This is a genomic window from Celeribacter baekdonensis B30 (assembly GCF_000299875.1).
In the GTDB taxonomy this organism is placed as follows: Bacteria; Pseudomonadota; Alphaproteobacteria; order Rhodobacterales; family Rhodobacteraceae; genus Celeribacter; species Celeribacter baekdonensis_A.
The window spans coordinates 1-18,419 of the sequence record NZ_AMRK01000023.1; the positions used below are offsets into that span (position 1 = coordinate 1).

General features: G+C 56.4%; 13 protein-coding genes and 1 tRNA gene. 13 read left to right on the forward strand and 1 reads right to left on the reverse strand.

What is annotated here, in order from left to right:
• The first annotated feature begins 292 nt into the window (after positions 1-292).
• From B30_RS20840 to rpoC, 9 genes are all read left to right on the forward strand, one after another.
• Positions 293-368 (forward strand) — tRNA-Trp (locus tag B30_RS20840).
• A 157-nt stretch (positions 369-525) separates the two neighbouring features.
• On the forward strand, positions 526-726 hold the full coding sequence (gene secE, locus B30_RS20845; protein ID WP_009574242.1) for a preprotein translocase subunit SecE: 201 nt from the start codon (positions 526-528) through the stop codon (positions 724-726).
• A gap of 239 nt (positions 727-965) precedes the next feature.
• On the forward strand, positions 966-1,499 hold the full coding sequence (nusG, locus tag B30_RS20850; protein WP_009574243.1) for a transcription termination/antitermination protein NusG: 534 nt from the start codon (positions 966-968) through the stop codon (positions 1,497-1,499).
• 127 nt (positions 1,500-1,626) lie between these two features.
• The gene (gene rplK, locus B30_RS20855) at positions 1,627-2,052 is read left to right on the forward strand and encodes a 50S ribosomal protein L11 (protein ID WP_009574244.1); all 426 of its coding nucleotides are present in this window, start codon (positions 1,627-1,629) and stop codon (positions 2,050-2,052) included.
• Positions 2,052-2,750 carry a 50S ribosomal protein L1 gene (rplA, locus tag B30_RS20860; RefSeq protein WP_009574245.1) on the forward strand — a complete coding sequence of 233 codons (699 nt, stop codon included), beginning with the start codon at positions 2,052-2,054 and terminating at the stop codon, positions 2,748-2,750. The genes rplK and rplA overlap by 1 nt, the downstream gene beginning before the upstream one ends.
• 419 nt (positions 2,751-3,169) lie before the next feature.
• On the forward strand, positions 3,170-3,685 hold the full coding sequence (rplJ, locus tag B30_RS20865) for a 50S ribosomal protein L10 (RefSeq protein WP_009574246.1): 516 nt from the start codon (positions 3,170-3,172) through the stop codon (positions 3,683-3,685).
• A 69-nt stretch (positions 3,686-3,754) separates the two neighbouring features.
• Complete coding sequence (rplL, locus tag B30_RS20870; protein ID WP_009574247.1) at positions 3,755-4,129, forward strand: 50S ribosomal protein L7/L12; 375 nt, start codon at positions 3,755-3,757, stop codon at positions 4,127-4,129.
• Between the two features lie 255 nt (positions 4,130-4,384).
• On the forward strand, positions 4,385-8,521 hold the full coding sequence (rpoB, locus tag B30_RS20875) for a DNA-directed RNA polymerase subunit beta (protein ID WP_009574248.1): 4,137 nt from the start codon (positions 4,385-4,387) through the stop codon (positions 8,519-8,521).
• A 55-nt stretch (positions 8,522-8,576) separates the two neighbouring features.
• Positions 8,577-12,815: a DNA-directed RNA polymerase subunit beta' gene (rpoC, locus tag B30_RS20880; protein WP_009574249.1), complete on the forward strand. Its 4,239-nt coding sequence runs from the start codon at positions 8,577-8,579 to the stop codon at positions 12,813-12,815.
• A 99-nt stretch (positions 12,816-12,914) separates the two neighbouring features.
• Here the strand turns inward: rpoC and B30_RS20885 are convergent, their stop codons facing one another.
• Positions 12,915-13,910, reverse strand: a complete 996-nt coding sequence (locus B30_RS20885) for a glycosyltransferase family 2 protein (RefSeq protein ID WP_152003003.1) — start codon at positions 13,908-13,910, stop codon at positions 12,915-12,917.
• A 212-nt stretch (positions 13,911-14,122) separates the two neighbouring features.
• Between B30_RS20885 and B30_RS20890 the strand changes: the two genes are divergently transcribed.
• The 4 genes from B30_RS20890 (at position 14,123) to fusA (ending at position 18,322) form a co-directional block, all read left to right on the forward strand.
• Entirely contained in the window at positions 14,123-15,022 is a 900-nt protein-coding gene (locus B30_RS20890) for a DMT family transporter (protein WP_009574251.1), read from the forward strand.
• A 292-nt stretch (positions 15,023-15,314) separates the two neighbouring features.
• Entirely contained in the window at positions 15,315-15,686 is a 372-nt protein-coding gene (gene rpsL, locus B30_RS20895) for a 30S ribosomal protein S12 (protein WP_005621086.1), read from the forward strand.
• Between the two features lie 12 nt (positions 15,687-15,698).
• The gene (gene rpsG / locus B30_RS20900; RefSeq protein WP_009574252.1) at positions 15,699-16,169 is read left to right on the forward strand and encodes a 30S ribosomal protein S7; all 471 of its coding nucleotides are present in this window, start codon (positions 15,699-15,701) and stop codon (positions 16,167-16,169) included.
• Between the two features lie 26 nt (positions 16,170-16,195).
• A complete protein-coding gene (gene fusA, locus B30_RS20905; RefSeq protein ID WP_009574253.1) occupies positions 16,196-18,322 on the forward strand; it encodes an elongation factor G in 2,127 nt (708 codons plus the stop codon).
• The last annotated feature ends 97 nt before the right edge of the window (positions 18,323-18,419 follow it).

An 18,419-nucleotide genomic window follows, 5' to 3' on the forward strand; every position in this document is an offset into this window, starting at 1 on the left:
GAAAGGCCTCGCAAAAGCGGGGCCTTTTTGTTTGGAGGCGCGCCCGTGCGGCTCCGATGGAGAGCAGTCACGCTCAGGAATCGTCAGCTAGATCTAAGGGCGTTCTGAATGATCATCAAAGCCAGCCCGTGCATCTCTTTATGAAATCGAGGCCCCAATGAGCGCATGTTGTACGCGCGCTTTGCGGCCTTTTGGATGGGTGTATTGAACAGAACAGCAGTGCCTTTTCACCGCAATCGACTTTTTCGACTTGCAAAGCGAGCGCGCCTTTCGTATTTCCCACCTCGGCCTTAGGGGTATAGCTCAGTTGGTAGAGCGACGGTCTCCAAAACCGTAGGCCCACAGTTCGAGTCTGTGTGCCCCTGCCACTTCCCATCTATGTCGTTCATCGCCTGCCGTCAGTGCGTGCTCCGCCTGAAAGACGGCACCGGGACAGGCCTGGCTCTGTCTTTCGTGCCTTCGGGGTTGAAATCCGTTCCGCTGTGGCGTAGATGCGCCAAGACCAAGAGAGTTCAGGACATCACAATGGCCACGAAAACAAATCCGCTTCAGTTCATTCAGCAAGTTCGCGCTGAGGTGACCAAGATCGTCTGGCCGACCCGCCGCGAGGTCTTGTTGACCACGATGATGGTGTTCGTGATGGCCGCCCTCGTGGGGACGTTCTTCTTCCTCGTTGATCTCGGCATCCGCTTTGGCCTTCAGGGCTTTTTGAGCCTCTTTGGCTAATATGCCGCCGTCGCATTCGTGATCCTTGCGTGCAATGTCTGTATGCGGGCGCGGGGCGATCTGAGCGTCTAAAGGGTTGAACTCACGCGCTCGACGCTATAGAGCGGGCGCAATCTTCCGGACGGGCGTGCAACGATTCGAGTTGCGCGCCGCTTTATTGTTCCGGGGCGAGCACATATGTGCATGACATTTAACGACATCCGGCCCGAAGGGTTGGAGCAAAAAAAGGCAAAAGCACCATGGCGAAGCGTTGGTACTCGGTGAGCGTTCTCTCGAACTTCGAGAAAAAAATCGCCGAAGCGATCCGGACTGCCGTGGAAGAAAAAGGCCTTCAGGATCAGATCGAAGAAGTTTTGGTGCCGACCGAAGAGGTCATCGAAGTGCGCCGGGGCAAAAAGGTGACCGTTGAGCGGCGTTTCATGCCGGGCTATGTGCTCGTGCGGATGGAAATGACCGACCAGGGCTATCACCTGATCAACTCGATCAACCGGGTGACCGGGTTCTTGGGCTCTTTTGGCAAGCCGATGCCGATGCGCGATTCTGAAGTCGAGGCCATCCTTGGTCGCGTCGAAGAGGGTGCGGAAGCGCCGCGCAACACCATCACCTTCGAAGTGGGTGAACAGGTGTCCGTGGGCGAAGGCGCATTCGAAGGCTTTGACGGCATGGTCGAAGAAGTCGACGAAGCCAGCCAGCGCCTCAAAGTGTCGGTGTCGATCTTTGGCCGGGCCACCCCGGTCGAATTGGAATTCACTCAGGTCAATAAACGGCCCTGAATGACGTTGCATCCCTAGGGTGTGACATTCTTGTGGGAGAGGCGGGGCGCGCGCGTTCCAAGTCAGACCACACAACATAAGTTCCTTATGAGACGCGTCTTATGGGGGTTGGAAAAGGAAAAAGCCAATGGCAAAAAAACTCGTGGGCAGCCTCAAGCTGCAAGTGCCCGCAGGCAAAGCAAACCCGTCCCCGCCCGTGGGTCCGGCGCTTGGTCAGCGCGGCATCAACATCATGGAATTCTGTAAGGCGTTCAACGCCAAGACACAGGACATGGAGCCCGGCGCGCCGTGCCCGACCGTGATCACCTACTATCAGGACAAGTCCTTCACCATGGACATCAAGACGTCCCCGGCGTCCTACTTCCTGAAAAAAGCGGCAAAACTGACCTCTGGTTCCAAAACCCCGGGTCGTACGTCTGCCGGCACCGTGACCTTGGCTCAGGTGCGTGAGATCGCTGAAGCGAAAATGAAAGACCTGAACGCAAACGACGTCGAAGCGGCGATGAAAATCATCCTCGGCTCTGCACGTTCCATGGGCATCGAGGTGAAGTAATGGCTAAGTTTGGTAAACGCACCGTTGCAGCCCGTGCAGCATTTGCAGGCAAAGAAAACATCACCGTTGAAGACGCCGTGGCATTGGTCAAATCCAACGCAACCGCAAAATTTGACGAAACCGTCGAAATCGCGCTGAACCTCGGTGTTGATCCGCGTCACGCAGACCAAATGGTTCGCGGCGTTGTGACCTTGCCGAACGGCACTGGTAAAACCGTCCGTGTGGCCGTGTTTGCCCGTGGCCCGAAAGCAGACGAAGCCACCGCCGCAGGCGCTGACATCGTTGGTGCAGAGGATTTGATGGAGACCATTCAGTCTGGCAAAATCGAGTTCGATCGTTGCATTGCAACCCCGGACATGATGCCGATCGTGGGTCGCCTTGGTAAAATCCTTGGTCCGCGCAACCTGATGCCGAACCCGAAAATTGGCACCGTAACCATGGACGTGAAAGCGGCCGTGGAAGCAGCCAAAGGCGGCGAAGTTCAGTTCAAAGCAGAGAAAGCCGGCGTTGTGCACGCAGGCGTTGGCAAAGCCTCCTTCTCCGCCGAGCAACTGGCCGAAAACATCCGCGCTTTCGTGGATGCGGTTCAAAAAGCCAAGCCGACCGGCGCAAAAGGCGCCTACATGCGTAAAGTGTCTGTGTCCTCTTCGATGGGCCCGGGCGTTTCCATCGCTGTGGACTCCGCGACTGGGAATTGATTTTCGCTCTGGCGGACATTGAATAAGATTTGAAAGGCGCTCCTTTGGGGGCGCCTTTTGCCTATGTCCTTTTGGCTATGTTGAGCGCGGGCGGGTTTTCGGCTAAACTTTTCTCATGTGGTGGCGTGTCCGGGATGTGTGTCTCAGGCACTTCCCCCCCTTGCTCTCTCTCTTAATTCCATCTAAACCGCTTCATGCAACCCAGCGTGCGATTCGTCGTGCGCTGTTTTGCGTTTCGTCCAAGACGGTGGGTCGAGGGGTTTCCCTCTATAATTCCTGCCTGAGACGGGAAGACGACAAGTTTCTCCGAGGGCTTGACCTCGGGCGACTTTGGCGCAGCCCGTAACGGACTTCGTGCCGGTTATGCCGGTAGAATTGAGCCGGGAGGGCGCTTTCTCTCCCATACTTGGAGTAAAACTGTGGATAGAGCACAAAAAGAAAAAATGGTCGACGAGCTCGGCCAAATCTTTGACAGCTCTGGCGTCGTTGTGGTTGCCCACTACGAAGGTCTCACGGTTGCTCAGATGCAGGACCTGCGCGCGCGTATGCGTGAAGTTGGTGGGTCCGTTCGCGTTGCCAAGAACAAGCTCGCCAAAATCGCCCTTGAAGGAAAGCCTTGCGCAAGCCTTGCTGATTTCCTGACGGGTATGACCGTTCTCACCTATTCGGAAGACCCTGTGGCTGCGGCCAAGGTTGCCGATGCCTATGCCAAAGATAACGAAAAATTCGTGATCCTTGGCGGTGCAATGGGTGAGACCGCTCTCGACGTTGACGGTGTGAAGGCCGTTGCGAAAATGCCGTCCCGCGAGGAGCTTATTGCTTCCATCGTTGGCTGTATTGGCGCACCTGCTTCCAACATCGCTGGCGCGATTGGCGCACCTGCTTCGAACATCGCGAGCATCCTGTCTACAATTGAAGACAAGGCTGCTGCATAAGCAATCAGAGACCGACGTGGTTGTAAACACACGCGTTGGAACACATCTTAAACGAACGGAAACAGTACAATGGCTGATCTGAAGAAACTTGCAGAAGAGATCGTGGGTCTCACCCTTCTCGAAGCACAAGAACTGAAAACCATCCTCAAAGACGAGTATGGCATCGAGCCCGCCGCTGGCGGCGCTGTGATGATGGCTGGCCCGGCAGACGCCGGTGGCGCAGCCGCTGAAGAGCAAACCGAATTCGACGTCGTCCTCAAAGACGCCGGCGCATCCAAAATCAACGTGATCAAAGAAGTCCGCGGCATCACCGGCCTGGGCCTCAAAGAAGCAAAAGATCTCGTTGAAGCTGGCGGCAAAATCAAAGAAGGCGTTGCCAAAGCTGAAGCTGACGAAATCAAAGCCAAGCTGGAAGCAGCTGGCGCGACTGTCGAGCTGGCCTAATCGCCTTTGGCCCTTATGGGCCGAACAAAATAATGGCTGGACCCGAGATTTCTTGGGTCCAGCTTAACCTGTCTTAGAAAGGGCCTTTCGCAGATTTGCGGGGAAAGGGCGTTTTCTCAGGAGAGGTTCAGCGGTCGGGAGCCCCCTTTGGGACGGGGGCAGGAATAGACCGAACATCTCTGTTTCGTCAGGGCACTTCCACCGGCGCCCACCGGAGGCTGTGGCTCGCGAAAATTCGAAAGGTAAAGACGCGCAATGGCTTCGACCTTCCTTGGCCAGAAACGGCTCCGCAAGTACTACGGCAAAATTCGTGAAGTGCTTGAAATGCCGAACCTCATCGAGGTTCAGAAATCTTCTTACGATCTTTTCCTCAAATCCGGCGACAGCCCCGTCCCCTTGGACGGCGAAGGCATCAAAGGTGTTTTCCAATCGGTGTTCCCGATCAAGGATTTCAATGAGACGGCCGTGCTTGAGTTCGTCAAATACGAGCTTGAAAAACCGAAATATGACGTTGAAGAATGTCAACAGCGCGACATGACCTACGCGGCCCCGCTGAAGGTCACGCTGCGTCTCATCGTGTTTGATGTGGACGAAGACACCGGCGCAAAATCGGTCAAAGACATCAAAGAACAAGACGTGTTCATGGGCGATATGCCCCTGATGACCCCGAACGGCACCTTCGTCGTCAACGGCACCGAGCGCGTGATCGTGTCCCAGATGCACCGCTCCCCGGGCGTGTTCTTTGACCACGACAAAGGCAAAACCCACTCTTCGGGTAAACTTTTGTTCGCCTGCCGCATTATTCCCTACCGCGGCTCCTGGCTCGACTTCGAGTTCGACGCCAAAGACATCGTCTTTGCGCGTATCGACCGCCGCCGCAAACTCCCGGTCACCACGCTGCTTTACGCGCTGGGTCTCGATCAGGAGGCAATTTGTGACGCCTATTACAACACCGTCGATTACAAGCTTGAGAAGAACAAGGGTTGGGTGACCAAGTTCTTCCCCGAGCGTGTGCGCGGCACACGTCCGGCTTACGATTTGGTGGATGCTGATACCGGCGAAATCATTTGCAAAGCCGGCGATAAAATGACCCCGCGTGCGGTCAAGAAAATCCTCGACGAAGGCACGATCACCAATCTTTTGGTGCCGTTTGATAACATCCTCGGCAAATACTCCGCCAAGGACATCATCAACGAAACCACAGGTGCGATCTATGTCGAAGCGGGTGACGAGATCACCTATGAATTCGACAAAGACGGCTCCGTCATTGGCGGCACGTTGAAAGATTTGTTGGACGCGGGCATCACCGAGATTCCGGTGCTCGACATCGACGGGATCAATGTCGGTCCATACATCCGCAACACCATGGCGGCAGATAAAAACATGAACCGCGAAACCGCGCTCATGGACATCTACCGCGTGATGCGTCCGGGTGAACCGCCGACCGTTGATGCAGCCTCTGGCCTGTTCGACACCTTGTTCTTTGACTCTGAGCGCTACGACCTTTCGGCCGTGGGTCGCGTCAAAATGAACATGCGTCTTGACCTTGATGCCGAAGACACACAACGCACCCTGCGTCGCGAAGACATTGTTGCCTGTATCAAGGCGCTGGTTGAGCTGCGCGATGGTCGTGGCGACATCGACGATATTGACCACTTGGGCAACCGTCGTGTGCGTTCCGTTGGCGAGCTGATGGAAAACCAGTACCGCGTTGGCCTGCTCCGCATGGAGCGCGCGATCAAAGAACGCATGTCCTCGGTCGAGATCGACACGGTCATGCCGCAAGACCTGATCAACGCCAAACCGGCTGCTGCTGCGGTGCGCGAATTCTTCGGCTCCTCGCAGTTGTCGCAGTTCATGGACCAAACCAACCCGCTCTCCGAAGTGACGCACAAACGTCGTCTTTCGGCGCTTGGGCCGGGCGGTTTGACCCGCGAACGAGCTGGCTTTGAAGTGCGTGACGTTCACATCACGCATTACGGTCGGATGTGTCCGATTGAGACTCCCGAGGGTCCGAACATTGGTCTGATCAACTCGCTGGCCACCTTTGCCCGTGTCAACAAATACGGTTTCATCGAAACCCCGTACCGTCGTGTGACCGACGGTCAGGTGACCGACGAAGTGCAGTATATGTCCGCGACCGAAGAAATGCGTCACACCGTGGCACAGGCCAACGCATCGCTTGATGCAAACGGCAAATTCACCGACGATCTGGTGTCCACCCGTCAGTCGGGCGAGCACGCGCTGAACACGCCGGCCAATGTCGATCTCATCGACGTGTCGCCGAAACAGCTGGTTTCTGTGGCGGCCGCTTTGATCCCGTTCCTTGAAAACGACGACGCCAACCGCGCTCTCATGGGCTCGAACATGCAACGTCAGGCTGTGCCGCTGTTGCGCGCAGAAGCGCCGCTGGTCGGCACTGGGATGGAAGGCAAAGTCGCCATCGACTCCGGCGCTGCGATTCAGGCGAAACGCGCGGGCGTGATCGACCAAGTCGACGCAACCCGTATCGTTGTGCGCGCCACCGCCGATCTGGAGCCGGGCGATCCGGGTGTGGACATCTATCGTCTGCGCAAGTTCCAGCGCTCGAACCAAAACACCTGTATCAACCAGCGTCCGCTGGTGAATGTGGGCCAATCGGTTGGCAAAGGCGAAGTCATTGCGGATGGCCCGTCCACCGATATGGGCGAGCTGGCTTTGGGTAAAAACGTGATGGTCGCGTTTATGCCTTGGAATGGCTACAACTACGAAGACTCCATCCTGATCTCCGAGCGCATCTCGCGTGACGACGTCTTCACCTCGGTTCACATCGAGGAATTCGAAGTCGCCGCCCGTGACACCAAGCTTGGGCCGGAAGAGATCACCCGCGACATCCCGAACGTCGGCGAGGAAGCTCTGCGCAACTTGGATGAAGCCGGGATCGTGTACATCGGTGCTCACGTTGAGCCGGGTGACATTCTCGTTGGTAAAATCACACCGAAGGGCGAAAGCCCGATGACGCCGGAAGAGAAACTCCTGCGCGCCATCTTTGGTGAGAAAGCCTCCGACGTGCGTGACACCTCGCTGCGGGTGAAGCCGGGCGACTACGGGACGATCGTGGAAGTGCGCGTCTTCAACCGCCATGGTGTGGAAAAAGACGAACGTTCCGTGCAGATCGAGCGTGAGGAAATCGAACGCCTCGCACGCGACCGTGACGATGAGATGGTCATCCTCGACCGCAACATCTATGCGCGTCTCAAGACCATGATCATGGGTAAGGTTGCCGTCAAAGGTCCGAAGGGCGTGAAGCCCGGCGTGATCATCGACGAAGATCTGTTGTCGCAACTGTCCAAGGGTCAGTGGTGGCAGCTTGCGCTTGAAGACGAAGACGATGCCACCATCGTTGAGGCTTTGAACGCACAGTACGAAGCTCAGAAACGGGCTCTTGAGCACCGTTTTGAAGACAAGGTCGAAAAAGTCCGTCGTGGCGACGATCTTCCGCCGGGCGTGATGAAAATGGTCAAAGTCTTTATCGCCGTGAAGCGTAAGCTTCAGCCGGGTGATAAAATGGCCGGTCGTCACGGCAACAAAGGTGTGATTTCGCGCGTGGTTCCGATGGAGGACATGCCGTTCCTCGAAGACGGGACCCCGGTCGATTTCTGTTTGAACCCGCTGGGCGTGCCGTCGCGTATGAACGTTGGTCAGATCCTTGAAACGCACATGGGTTGGGCCGCGCGCGGTCTGGGCCAACAGGTCGAAGAAGGCCTGCGGGAATACCGTCGCTCCGGCGACATGACCCCGGTGCGGGATGCTCTGAAATTCGTTTATGGCCAGGACGTCTATGACGAAGGCTTTGAACCGATGGAAGATGACGACCTTCTGGAAGCGGCGGGCAACGTGACCCGCGGTGTTCCGATCGCAACGCCGGTTTTCGACGGGGCGAAAGAGGCCGATATCAACGAAGCCTTGGCCAAAGCGGGCTTTGACACCTCTGCGCAATCCATCCTGTTTGATGGCCGCACCGGTGAGCAATTCGCGCGTAAGGTCACGGTGGGCATGAAATACCTGCTGAAACTGCATCACCTTGTGGACGACAAAATCCACGCCCGTTCCACGGGTCCGTACTCGCTTGTCACCCAGCAGCCGCTCGGTGGTAAGGCGCAGTTCGGGGGTCAGCGTTTCGGGGAGATGGAAGTCTGGGCGCTCGAAGCTTACGGCGCCGCCTACACCCTGCAGGAAATGCTTACGGTCAAGTCGGATGACGTGGCCGGCCGTGCCAAGGTCTATGAGTCGATCGTCAAGGGCGAAGACAACTTTGAAGCCGGCGTGCCGGAGAGCTTTAACGTGCTCGTCAAAGAAGTCCGCGGCCTCGGCCTCAACATGGAACTCCTGGATTCGGAGGATGAAGAATAAGGGCTTTGGCCCTTATTCTTCCCCCCCTTCCGCGACAATTTGAGGAATTCAAAAGATGAACCAGGAAATCACAGCCAACCCGTTTAATCCGATGGCGCAGCCGACGACCTTTGACGAGATCAAAGTGTCCTTGGCCTCCCCGGAGCGGATTCTGTCGTGGTCCTACGGCGAAATCAAAAAGCCGGAAACCATCAACTACCGGACGTTTAAACCGGAACGTGACGGTCTGTTCTGTGCGCGTATTTTTGGCCCGATCAAAGACTACGAATGTCTGTGCGGCAAATATAAGCGCATGAAATATCGCGGCGTTGTCTGCGAAAAATGTGGTGTGGAAGTCACGCTGCAAAAGGTGCGTCGCGAGCGTATGGGCCATATCGAATTGGCGGCCCCTGTCGCCCATATTTGGTTCTTGAAATCGCTCCCGAGCCGGATCGGCCTCATGCTCGACATGACGCTGCGTGATCTGGAACGCGTGCTGTATTTCGAAAACTACGTTGTGATCGAACCGGGTCTCACCGACCTCACCTACGGTCAGATGATGACCGAAGAAGAGTTCATGGACGCCCAGGATCTCTACGGCATGGACGCATTCGAGGCCGACATCGGTGCCGAAGCGATCCGTAAAATGCTTGGCAACATCGACCTTGAGAGCACCGCGGACCAGCTTCGCGAAGACCTCAAAGAGGCGACTGGCGAGCTGAAACCGAAGAAGATCATCAAGCGTCTGAAGATCGTTGAAAGCTTCCTTGAATCCGGCAACCGCCCGGAGTGGATGATCCTGACCGTGATCCCCGTGATCCCGCCGGAACTCCGCCCGTTGGTGCCGCTCGATGGTGGCCGTTTCGCGACTTCCGATCTCAACGACCTTTACCGTCGTGTGATCAACCGGAACAACCGTCTGAAACGTCTGATCGAACTGCGTGCGCCCGACATCATCGTGCGTAACGAAAAACGGATGTTGCAGGAATCTGTGGATGCGTTGTTCGACAACGGTCGTCGTGGCCGCGTGATCACGGGGGCCAACAAGCGTCCGTTGAAATCGCTCTCCGACATGCTGAAAGGCAAACAGGGTCGTTTCCGTCAAAACCTTTTGGGCAAACGCGTCGATTTCTCCGGTCGTTCGGTCATTGTGACCGGGCCGGAACTGAAGTTGCATCAATGTGGTTTGCCCAAAAAGATGGCGCTCGAACTGTTTAAGCCGTTCATCTACTCGCGTCTTGAAGCCAAAGGTCTGTCTTCCACTGTGAAGCAAGCCAAGAAATTGGTGGAAAAAGAGCGTCCTGAAGTGTGGGACATCCTGGACGAGGTGATCCGCGAACACCCGGTGTTCCTCAACCGTGCGCCGACCTTGCACCGTTTGGGTATTCAGGCGTTCGAACCCACATTGATCGAAGGCAAAGCGATTCAGCTTCACCCGCTCGTCTGTTCGGCCTTTAACGCCGACTTTGACGGCGACCAGATGGCTGTTCACGTGCCGCTGTCACTCGAAGCACAGCTTGAAGCGCGTGTCTTGATGATGTCCACGAACAACGTTCTGTCGCCTGCCAACGGCGCACCGATCATCGTGCCGTCGCAGGATATGATCTTGGGCATTTACTACATCTCGATGGAGCGCGAAGGCATGCAAGGCGAAGGCATGGTCTTCTCCAACATCGACGAGGTGGAATATGCTCTGAGTTCCGGTGCTGTGCATTTGCACGCCAAAGTCACCGCCCGGATCAAACAGATCGACGAGCATGGCCAAGAAGTGTGGAAACGCTTTGAAACCACGCCGGGCCGTTTGCGCCTTGGCGGTCTGTTGCCGCTCAACGCGAAAGCGCCGTTTGACCTGGTCAACCGTCTGTTGCGTAAGAAAGAAGTGCAGCAGGTCATCGACACCGTCTACCGCTATTGCGGTCAGAAAGAGTCGGTTATCTTCTGTGACCAGATCATGTCTTTGGGCTTCAAAGAAGCGTTCAAAGCCGGGATTTCTTTCGGCAAGGACGACATGGTTGTCCCCGACAACAAATGGACGTTGGTCGACGCGACCCGCGATCAGGTGCGCGACTTTGAACAACAGTACATGGACGGCCTGATCACTCAGGGCGAGAAGTACAACAAAGTTGTCGACGCCTGGTCGAAGTGTAACGACAAAGTCACCGAAGCGATGATGTCCACCATCTCGGCCAACAAGCGCGATGAGAATGGCGCCGAAATGGAACCGAACTCGGTGTACATGATGGCCCACTCCGGGGCGCGTGGGTCTGTCACCCAGATGAAACAGCTGGGCGGCATGCGCGGCCTTATGGCGAAACCGTCGGGCGAGATCATCGAAACGCCGATTATCTCGAACTTTAAAGAAGGCCTGACCGTGCTCGAGTACTTTAACTCGACACACGGTGCGCGTAAGGGTCTGTCCGATACGGCGTTGAAAACGGCGAACTCCGGGTATTTGACCCGTCGTCTCGTGGACGTCGCTCAAGACTGTATCGTGCGTCAGGTTGACTGTGGCACCGAATTGGCGATCACCGCCGAAGCGGCTGTCAACGACGGTGAAGTTGTGGCCTCTCTCGCAGAGCGCCTTCTGGGCCGCGTGGCCGCAGAAGACGTGTTGCGTCCGGGCACCGACGAAGTCCTCGTGTCGAAAAACGAACTGATCGACGAACGCAAAGCCGATCTGATCGAAGCCGCCGGGATTGCCTCCATGCGGATGCGCAGCCCGCTGACCTGTGAAGCCGAAGAAGGCGTTTGCGCCATGTGCTATGGTCGCGACCTCGCACGCGGCACCATGGTGAACCAGGGTGAGGCCGTCGGCATCATCGCGGCTCAGTCCATCGGGGAACCGGGCACACAGCTGACGATGCGGACCTTCCACATCGGCGGCGTGGCGCAGGGTGGTCAGCAGTCGTTCCAGGAAGCCAACCAAGAAGGCAAAGCGTTGTTCCGCAATGCCATGCTGCTTGAAAACAAACATGGCGAGAAAATCGTCATGGGTCGGAACATGCAGTTGGTGATCGTGGACGATCAAGGCGTGGAACGGGCGTCCTACAAACTCGGCTATGGCACGAAAGTGTTTGCCGAAGAGGGCAAAATGATTGCCCGTGGCGACAAGCTGTTTGAATGGGACCCCTACACCCTTCCGATCATCGCGGAAAAAGGCGGTAAGGCGAAATTCGTCGATCTCATCTCGGGTCTTTCGGTCCGTGACGACACCGATGATGCCACCGGCATGACCCAGAAAATCGTGACCGATTGGCGCTCTGTGCCGAAAGGTGGCGATCTGAAGCCTGAGATCCTGATCCTTGGCGAAGACGGCGAACCGGTCCGCAATGATGTGGGCAACCCGGTGACCTATCTGATGTCCGTGGATGCGGTTCTCTCGATCGAAGACGGTCAGGACATTCAGGCCGGTGACGTTGTGGCGCGTATTCCGCGCGAAGGCGCGAAGACCAAGGACATCACCGGTGGTCTGCCGCGTGTGGCCGAGCTCTTTGAAGCCCGTCGTCCGAAAGATCACGCGATCATCGCGGAGATTGACGGCTATGTGCGCTTTGGCAAGGACTACAAAAACAAACGCCGCATCTCGATCGAACCGTCGGATGAGACCAAGGAACCCGTCGAGTACATGGTGCCGAAAGGCAAGCACATCCCTGTGGCCGAAGGTGACTTCGTTCAGAAGGGTGACTACATCATGGACGGCAACCCGGCGCCGCATGACATTCTGGCGATTATGGGTGTCGAGGCTCTGGCTGTGTACATGATCGACGAGGTGCAGGAGGTCTATCGTCTGCAAGGCGTGAAGATCAACGACAAGCACATCGAAGTCATCGTGCGTCAGATGTTGCAGAAATGGGAAATCCTCGACTCCGGGGAAACCACGTTGCTCAAAGGCGAAGCTGTGGACAAGGCCGAGTTTGACGAAGCCAACGCCAAAGCCGAGTCCAAAGGCGGCCGTCCGGCGAAAGGTCAGCCGATCCTCTTGGGGATCACCAAGGCGTCCTTGCAAACCCGGTCGTTCATCTCTGCCGCGTCGTTCCAGGAAACCACCCGCGTGCTCACCGAAGCCTCTGTTCAGGGCAAACGTGACAAGTTGGTTGGTCTCAAAGAGAACATCATCGTCGGTCGCTTGATCCCGGCTGGTACGGGTGGCGCAACCAAACGCGTCCGCCGTATTGCTCAAGAGCGCGACAATGTTGTGATCGAGGAAGCCCGTGCAGAAGCGGAAGCCGCCGCACAACTTGCCGCTCCGGTGATGGATGTGATGGGTGACGAGGCCGAAAGCCTGATGGTCGAAACCCCCGAAGGTCAAGAATAAGCCTGTCTCCATATGATTTAAAAAGAGGCCCCTCGCAGAGATGCGGGGGGCCTTTTTATGATCTCAATGCGCGCCGGAGAGGCATGTGCCTATGGGGGGTCAGCCCAGTTTGTTCTTTTCACGCTGATGATGACGCCAACGCAGATCCGCCTTTGGATCGCGGTCATTTTGCTTTGCGAGGGCCTCAAGGTAATCCATACAACAGCGATGATGCAGCCGCATCACCCCCGGAACAGCGCTGACCTCGGCATAAGCGCTCTCAAAACGCGGCGCGTATTTCAGCGCTCTCTCATCGGGTTCATCATTGCGATTCTTGTCGCGGAAAAACCGCATGGTGTAGCGGTCGCGATTGGCCGCCGAGGACGGTTTGTTCATCTTCAGGGCGAAGCTTTCATAGGTGCGGGTGATGTAATGATTGAGCTGCGCAAACTCGTGGGTGATCCATTGCGGTTTTGTGTACTGGACTGAGCCCTCGGGATCATACCGGCGCATGGTCACCCCATCGCAGCGCTTCATCAGGTTGGGCGGCTGCCCCCAAGGCGACTCACCCAGCCATCCCCTTGGCGCATGAATCCCGATATGACGAAAATCCTGCGGCCAGCGGATCAACGTTTTGAAGAATATGTTGACGGTGTGCAGGGAGGACGCGGCCTTGGTAAAGCTGCGATGCGTAAACTCATCGCACCACTCATCGCCGCCACTGTCGCCAAAACATTTCCAATGCACGGCGATGGCATGGGTCTCAGCCATATCATACTGAGCGATCAGATTATGGATCGTGCCATCGCCGACATGGACCACCAAGAACTCATCAACATCAATATTGAACACCCATTCCGCCGCCTGCACCCGAGGCAGGGTTTTCATCAATTTCAAAGCGGTGCGTTTTATCGGCACGGAGGGCGTGGGGTTGTAACGAACTGCGGTGATGAGCCCGGCCTGATCAAGTGCTTTGAGCAGAGCAGGGGAGTGATCCGTACAATCATTGTAGAGAATGATCATATGGTCGAAGCCGAGCATACGATACCAAGCCACCCATTCCAAAATGAACGGACCCTCATTGCGCATCGTCGTCAGGACAAGTTTTTCACCCACGTTTGTCACCCAAATCTACTACTGATTTACCACCGACGTTCCATCCCGCCTGTGCACCTTCGCATAATGCACAGTACAGCCTGTGCCACAACGACGAGAGCTGCCAATGTGACGAGAGGACAAGTTTTCCTTTCTGCATCGTGTCAGCAATGATAGCGCAGGATCAAACGGATCGATCCACCCCTCGCCAAAGCCAAAGAACCTCCTGCACCATGACGAAACTCTCCGACAATACCCGTGGCGCCATTCTCATGGCCCTGTCGATGGCGGCCTTTACCACCAACGACAGCTTCATGAAGGGGCTCCTGGAAGAAATCCCGCTGTTGCAGGCACTGACCCTGCGCGGGCTTCTGAATATCGCGATGATCTTGGTGATCCTGCCGGTGTTCATCGGGCCGGTGCGGTTTGATCTAAGCCGCAAGGACTGGATGTTTACGCTGCTGCGCGCTGGGGCTGAGGTCGGCGCATCGTTCTCCTTTCTCACGGCCATCACCCATATCCCCTTGGCCAATGCCACCGCGATCATGCAAACCCTGCCGCTGTCCATCACGGTGGTCGGCGCGCTTGTGTTCAAAGATCAATTGGGTTGGCGTCGCCTCGTGGCGATTCTGATCGGCTTTTGTGGCGTACTATTGATTGTGAAACCCGGTGGAGAAGGCTTTAGCGCGCAGGGGCTTTGGGCCGTTCTGGGCATGGGGTTTGTCACTGTGCGTGACCTCTCGGTGCGTGCCATTTCCCAAAATGCGCCAACCGCAACTGTGACCTTTGCTGCTGTGGCCGCGGTCACTGTTGTGGCGGGGGGATTGTCGTTTGGGTCGCAGTGGCAACCGCTCTCGACGCTGGGTTACGTTCAACTCTTGGGGACGTCGGGATTTGTCATCATTGGCTATGTGCTTTCCGTCACGGTGATGCGCGTGGGCGAGATTTCCTTTGTCTCGCCGTTTCGCTATACTGCGCTGATCTGGGCTTTGTTGATCGGACTTTTTGCCTTTGGCGAATGGCCGGACCTTTGGGCGCTCATCGGGGCAGGGATCATTGCCACCACGGGCATTTACACCGTGCTACGCGAGGCGCGGTTGCGGCAGAAGGCGGATGGCCCCGTCAAACGTTGACCACCGGTTGACAAGGCGGACGACTCTCCATATACCGCGCGACATCCGGCTAAGGGGGGTCTCCCCGTTTGTGCCGAGTTCTAAATCGTAGTGGCCAAGATCTGAGCAATTTAAGGCGCTCTGATCCTCTGGGAACTCACCGCGTCGTTCACCTCGGAATGGGAACGATTGCGGGTTTTTGTGTTACGCATTTGCGTGATGCTGGAAATTCGAAATCGCCCCGGCACGGGCTCAAGGTTTACGCCTGAGGTCACCGTCGCGGCACATAAGTTAGGAAACGGGAAAGAGCCCTATGCCAACGATTCAACAGCTGATCCGCAAACCGCGTCAGCCCAAAGTCAAGCGCTCCAAATCCATGCACCTGGAGCAGTGTCCCCAGAAGCGTGGCGTTTGTACGCGCGTCTACACCACCACACCGAAAAAACCGAACTCCGCTATGCGGAAAGTGGCCAAGGTTCGCCTGACCAACGGTTTCGAAGTGATCAGCTACATCCCCGGTGAAAGCCACAACCTTCAGGAGCACTCTGTGGTTCTGATCCGTGGCGGTCGTGTGAAAGACCTTCCTGGTGTCCGTTATCACATCCTGCGCGGTGTGTTGGATACCCAAGGCGTCAAAGACCGTAAGCAGCGTCGTTCGAAATACGGCGCCAAGCGTCCGAAGTAAGGAGAGACTGGTATGTCCCGTCGTCACGCCGCTGAAAAGCGCGAAGTACTGCCCGACGCCAAATATGGCGATCGCGTGCTGACCAAATTCATGAACAACCTGATGATCGACGGCAAAAAATCCGCCGCCGAGAAAATTGTTTACAACGCGCTGAGCCGCGTGGAAGACAAGCTGAAAAAAGCTCCGGTTGAAGTGTTCCATGAAGCCCTCGACAATGTGAAACCCTCTGTTGAGGTGCGTTCGCGTCGTGTGGGTGGTGCCACCTATCAGGTGCCCGTTGAAGTGCGCGTTGAGCGCCGCGAAGCTCTGGCGATCCGTTGGTTGATCAACGCATCCCGCGCCCGCAACGAAAACACGATGGAAGAGCGTCTTGCCGGTGAACTGCTTGATGCAGTCAACGGTCGCGGTTCCGCCGTGAAAAAACGCGAAGACACGCATAAGATGGCCGACGCAAACAAAGCGTTCAGCCATTATCGCTGGTAATCACTCAGGCCCGTAGGACCGACATCATGGCACGCGAATATCCCCTCGAACGGTACCGCAATTTTGGTATCATGGCGCATATCGACGCAGGTAAAACCACCTGTTCCGAGCGTATCCTTTATTACACCGGCAAATCCCACAACATCGGTGAGGTGCACGATGGTGCAGCCACCATGGACTGGATGGAGCAGGAGCAGGAACGCGGCATCACGATCACCTCAGCTGCGACCACCACGTTCTGGCAGCGTCAGGAAGAGCCGACTGCTGATGCAACTTCCGACACCAAGTTTCGGATGAACATCATCGACACGCCCGGCCACGTTGACTTCACCATCGAAGTTGAACGTTCGCTGGCTGTGCTTGACGGTGCTGTTGCTGTGCTCGACGCCAACGCTGGCGTTGAACCGCAGACCGAAACCGTGTGGCGTCAGGCTGACCGCTACAAAGTTCCGCGCATCGTGTTTGTGAACAAAATGGACAAGATCGGTGCTGACTTCTTCAACTGTGTGAAGATGATCAAAGACCGCACCGGCGCAACCCCGGCTCCGATTCAGATCCCGATTGGGGCTGAAACCGAGCTGGAAGGTATGATCGACCTCGTGACCATGAAAGAATGGGTCTGGGCCGGTGAAGACCTTGGTGCGAGCTGGGAACAGCGCGACATCCGCGACAGCTTGAAAGATCTGGCTGACGAATGGCGTGCAAACCTCATCGAGGTTGCCGTCGAAATGGACGACGACGCCATGGAAAACTACTTGATGGACGGCGCTGAGCCCGACGTGGACACGCTTCGCAGCCTGATCCGCAAAGGCACGCTGGCGATCAAGTTTATTCCGGTTCTCTGCGGGTCTGCGTTTAAAAACAAAGGCGTTCAGCCGCTGTTGAACGCTGTGATCGACTATCTGCCGAGCCCGCTCGACGTTGTGGATTACATGGGCTTCAAACCCGGCGATGAAACGGAAACCCGTGACATCCCGCGTCGTGCCGATGATGACATGGCCTTCTCTGGCCTTGCGTTCAAAATCATGAACGACCCGTTCGTGGGTACGCTCACCTTTACCCGCATCTACTCCGGTAAGATGAACAAAGGCGACAGTATCCTGAACTCGACCAAAGGCAAAAAAGAGCGCGTCGGTCGTATGATGATGATGCACTCGAACAACCGCGAAGAGATCGAAGAAGCCTTCTCCGGCGACATCATCGCTTTGGCTGGCCTCAAAGACACGACCACTGGGGATACCCTGTGTTCTGCTTCTGATCCGGTCGTCCTCGAAACCATGACCTTCCCGGAACCGGTGATCGAGATCGCAGTTGAGCCCAAAACCAAGGGCGACCAAGAGAAAATGTCCGCAGGTCTGGCACGTCTTGCCGCCGAAGACCCGTCCTTCCGTGTGGAGACCGACATTGAGTCCGGTCAAACCATCATGAAAGGCATGGGCGAACTTCACCTCGACATTCTCGTGGATCGTCTGCGCCGTGAGTTCAAGGTCGAAGCGAACATCGGGGCGCCGCAGGTGGCCTATCGTGAAACGATTTCTCACGAAGTCGAACACACCTACACCCACAAGAAACAGTCTGGTGGGTCGGGTCAGTACGCTGAGGTTAAACTCATCATCACTCCGACCGAACCGGGCGAAGGCTTCTCTTTTGAATCCAAAATCGTTGGTGGTGCGGTGCCGAAGGAATACATTCCGGGCGTCGAAAAAGGCATCCGTTCTGTCATGGACTCCGGTCCGTTGGCAGGCTTCCCGGTGATCGACTTTAAAGTGACGTTGATCGACGGTAAGTTCCACGATGTTGACTCCTCGGTGCTTGCGTTCGAAATCGCGGCTCGCATGGGCATGCGCGAAGGTATGCGCAAAGCCGGTGCGAAATTGCTCGAACCGATCATGAAAGTCGAAGTGATCACCCCGGAAGAATACACCGGCGGTATCATTGGCGATCTGACCTCACGTCGCGGTCAGGTACAGGGGCAGGACACCCGCGGTAACGCGATTGCCATCGACTCCTACGTGCCACTGGCCAACATGTTTGGTTACATCAACACGCTGCGTTCCATGTCTTCGGGCCGCGCACAGTTCTCGATGCAGTTCGATCACTACGAAGCTGTGCCGTCGAACATCTCGGAAGAAATTCAGGCGAAGTTCGCCTAACCCACTTCGGGGATCGGGCTTACCCTACAGGGTGGCTTGATCCCCATATCGAATAACAGGAGGCCATAATGGCTAAGGAAAAGTTTGAGCGTTCCAA

Coding starts and splice junctions, on each gene's coding strand:
- B30_RS20890 (WP_009574251.1), top strand. CDS start 14,123: ATGACGAAACTCTCCGACAATACCCGTGGCGCCATTCTCATGGCCCTG.
- rplL (WP_009574247.1), top strand. CDS start 3,755: ATGGCTGATCTGAAGAAACTTGCAGAAGAGATCGTGGGTCTCACCCTT.
- rpoB (WP_009574248.1), top strand. CDS start 4,385: ATGGCTTCGACCTTCCTTGGCCAGAAACGGCTCCGCAAGTACTACGGC.
- secE (WP_009574242.1), top strand. CDS start 526: ATGGCCACGAAAACAAATCCGCTTCAGTTCATTCAGCAAGTTCGCGCT.
- rplK (WP_009574244.1), top strand. CDS start 1,627: ATGGCAAAAAAACTCGTGGGCAGCCTCAAGCTGCAAGTGCCCGCAGGC.
- nusG (WP_009574243.1), top strand. CDS start 966: ATGGCGAAGCGTTGGTACTCGGTGAGCGTTCTCTCGAACTTCGAGAAA.
- rpsG (WP_009574252.1), top strand. CDS start 15,699: ATGTCCCGTCGTCACGCCGCTGAAAAGCGCGAAGTACTGCCCGACGCC.
- rpsL (WP_005621086.1), top strand. CDS start 15,315: ATGCCAACGATTCAACAGCTGATCCGCAAACCGCGTCAGCCCAAAGTC.
- rplA (WP_009574245.1), top strand. CDS start 2,052: ATGGCTAAGTTTGGTAAACGCACCGTTGCAGCCCGTGCAGCATTTGCA.
- fusA (WP_009574253.1), top strand. CDS start 16,196: ATGGCACGCGAATATCCCCTCGAACGGTACCGCAATTTTGGTATCATG.
- rpoC (WP_009574249.1), top strand. CDS start 8,577: ATGAACCAGGAAATCACAGCCAACCCGTTTAATCCGATGGCGCAGCCG.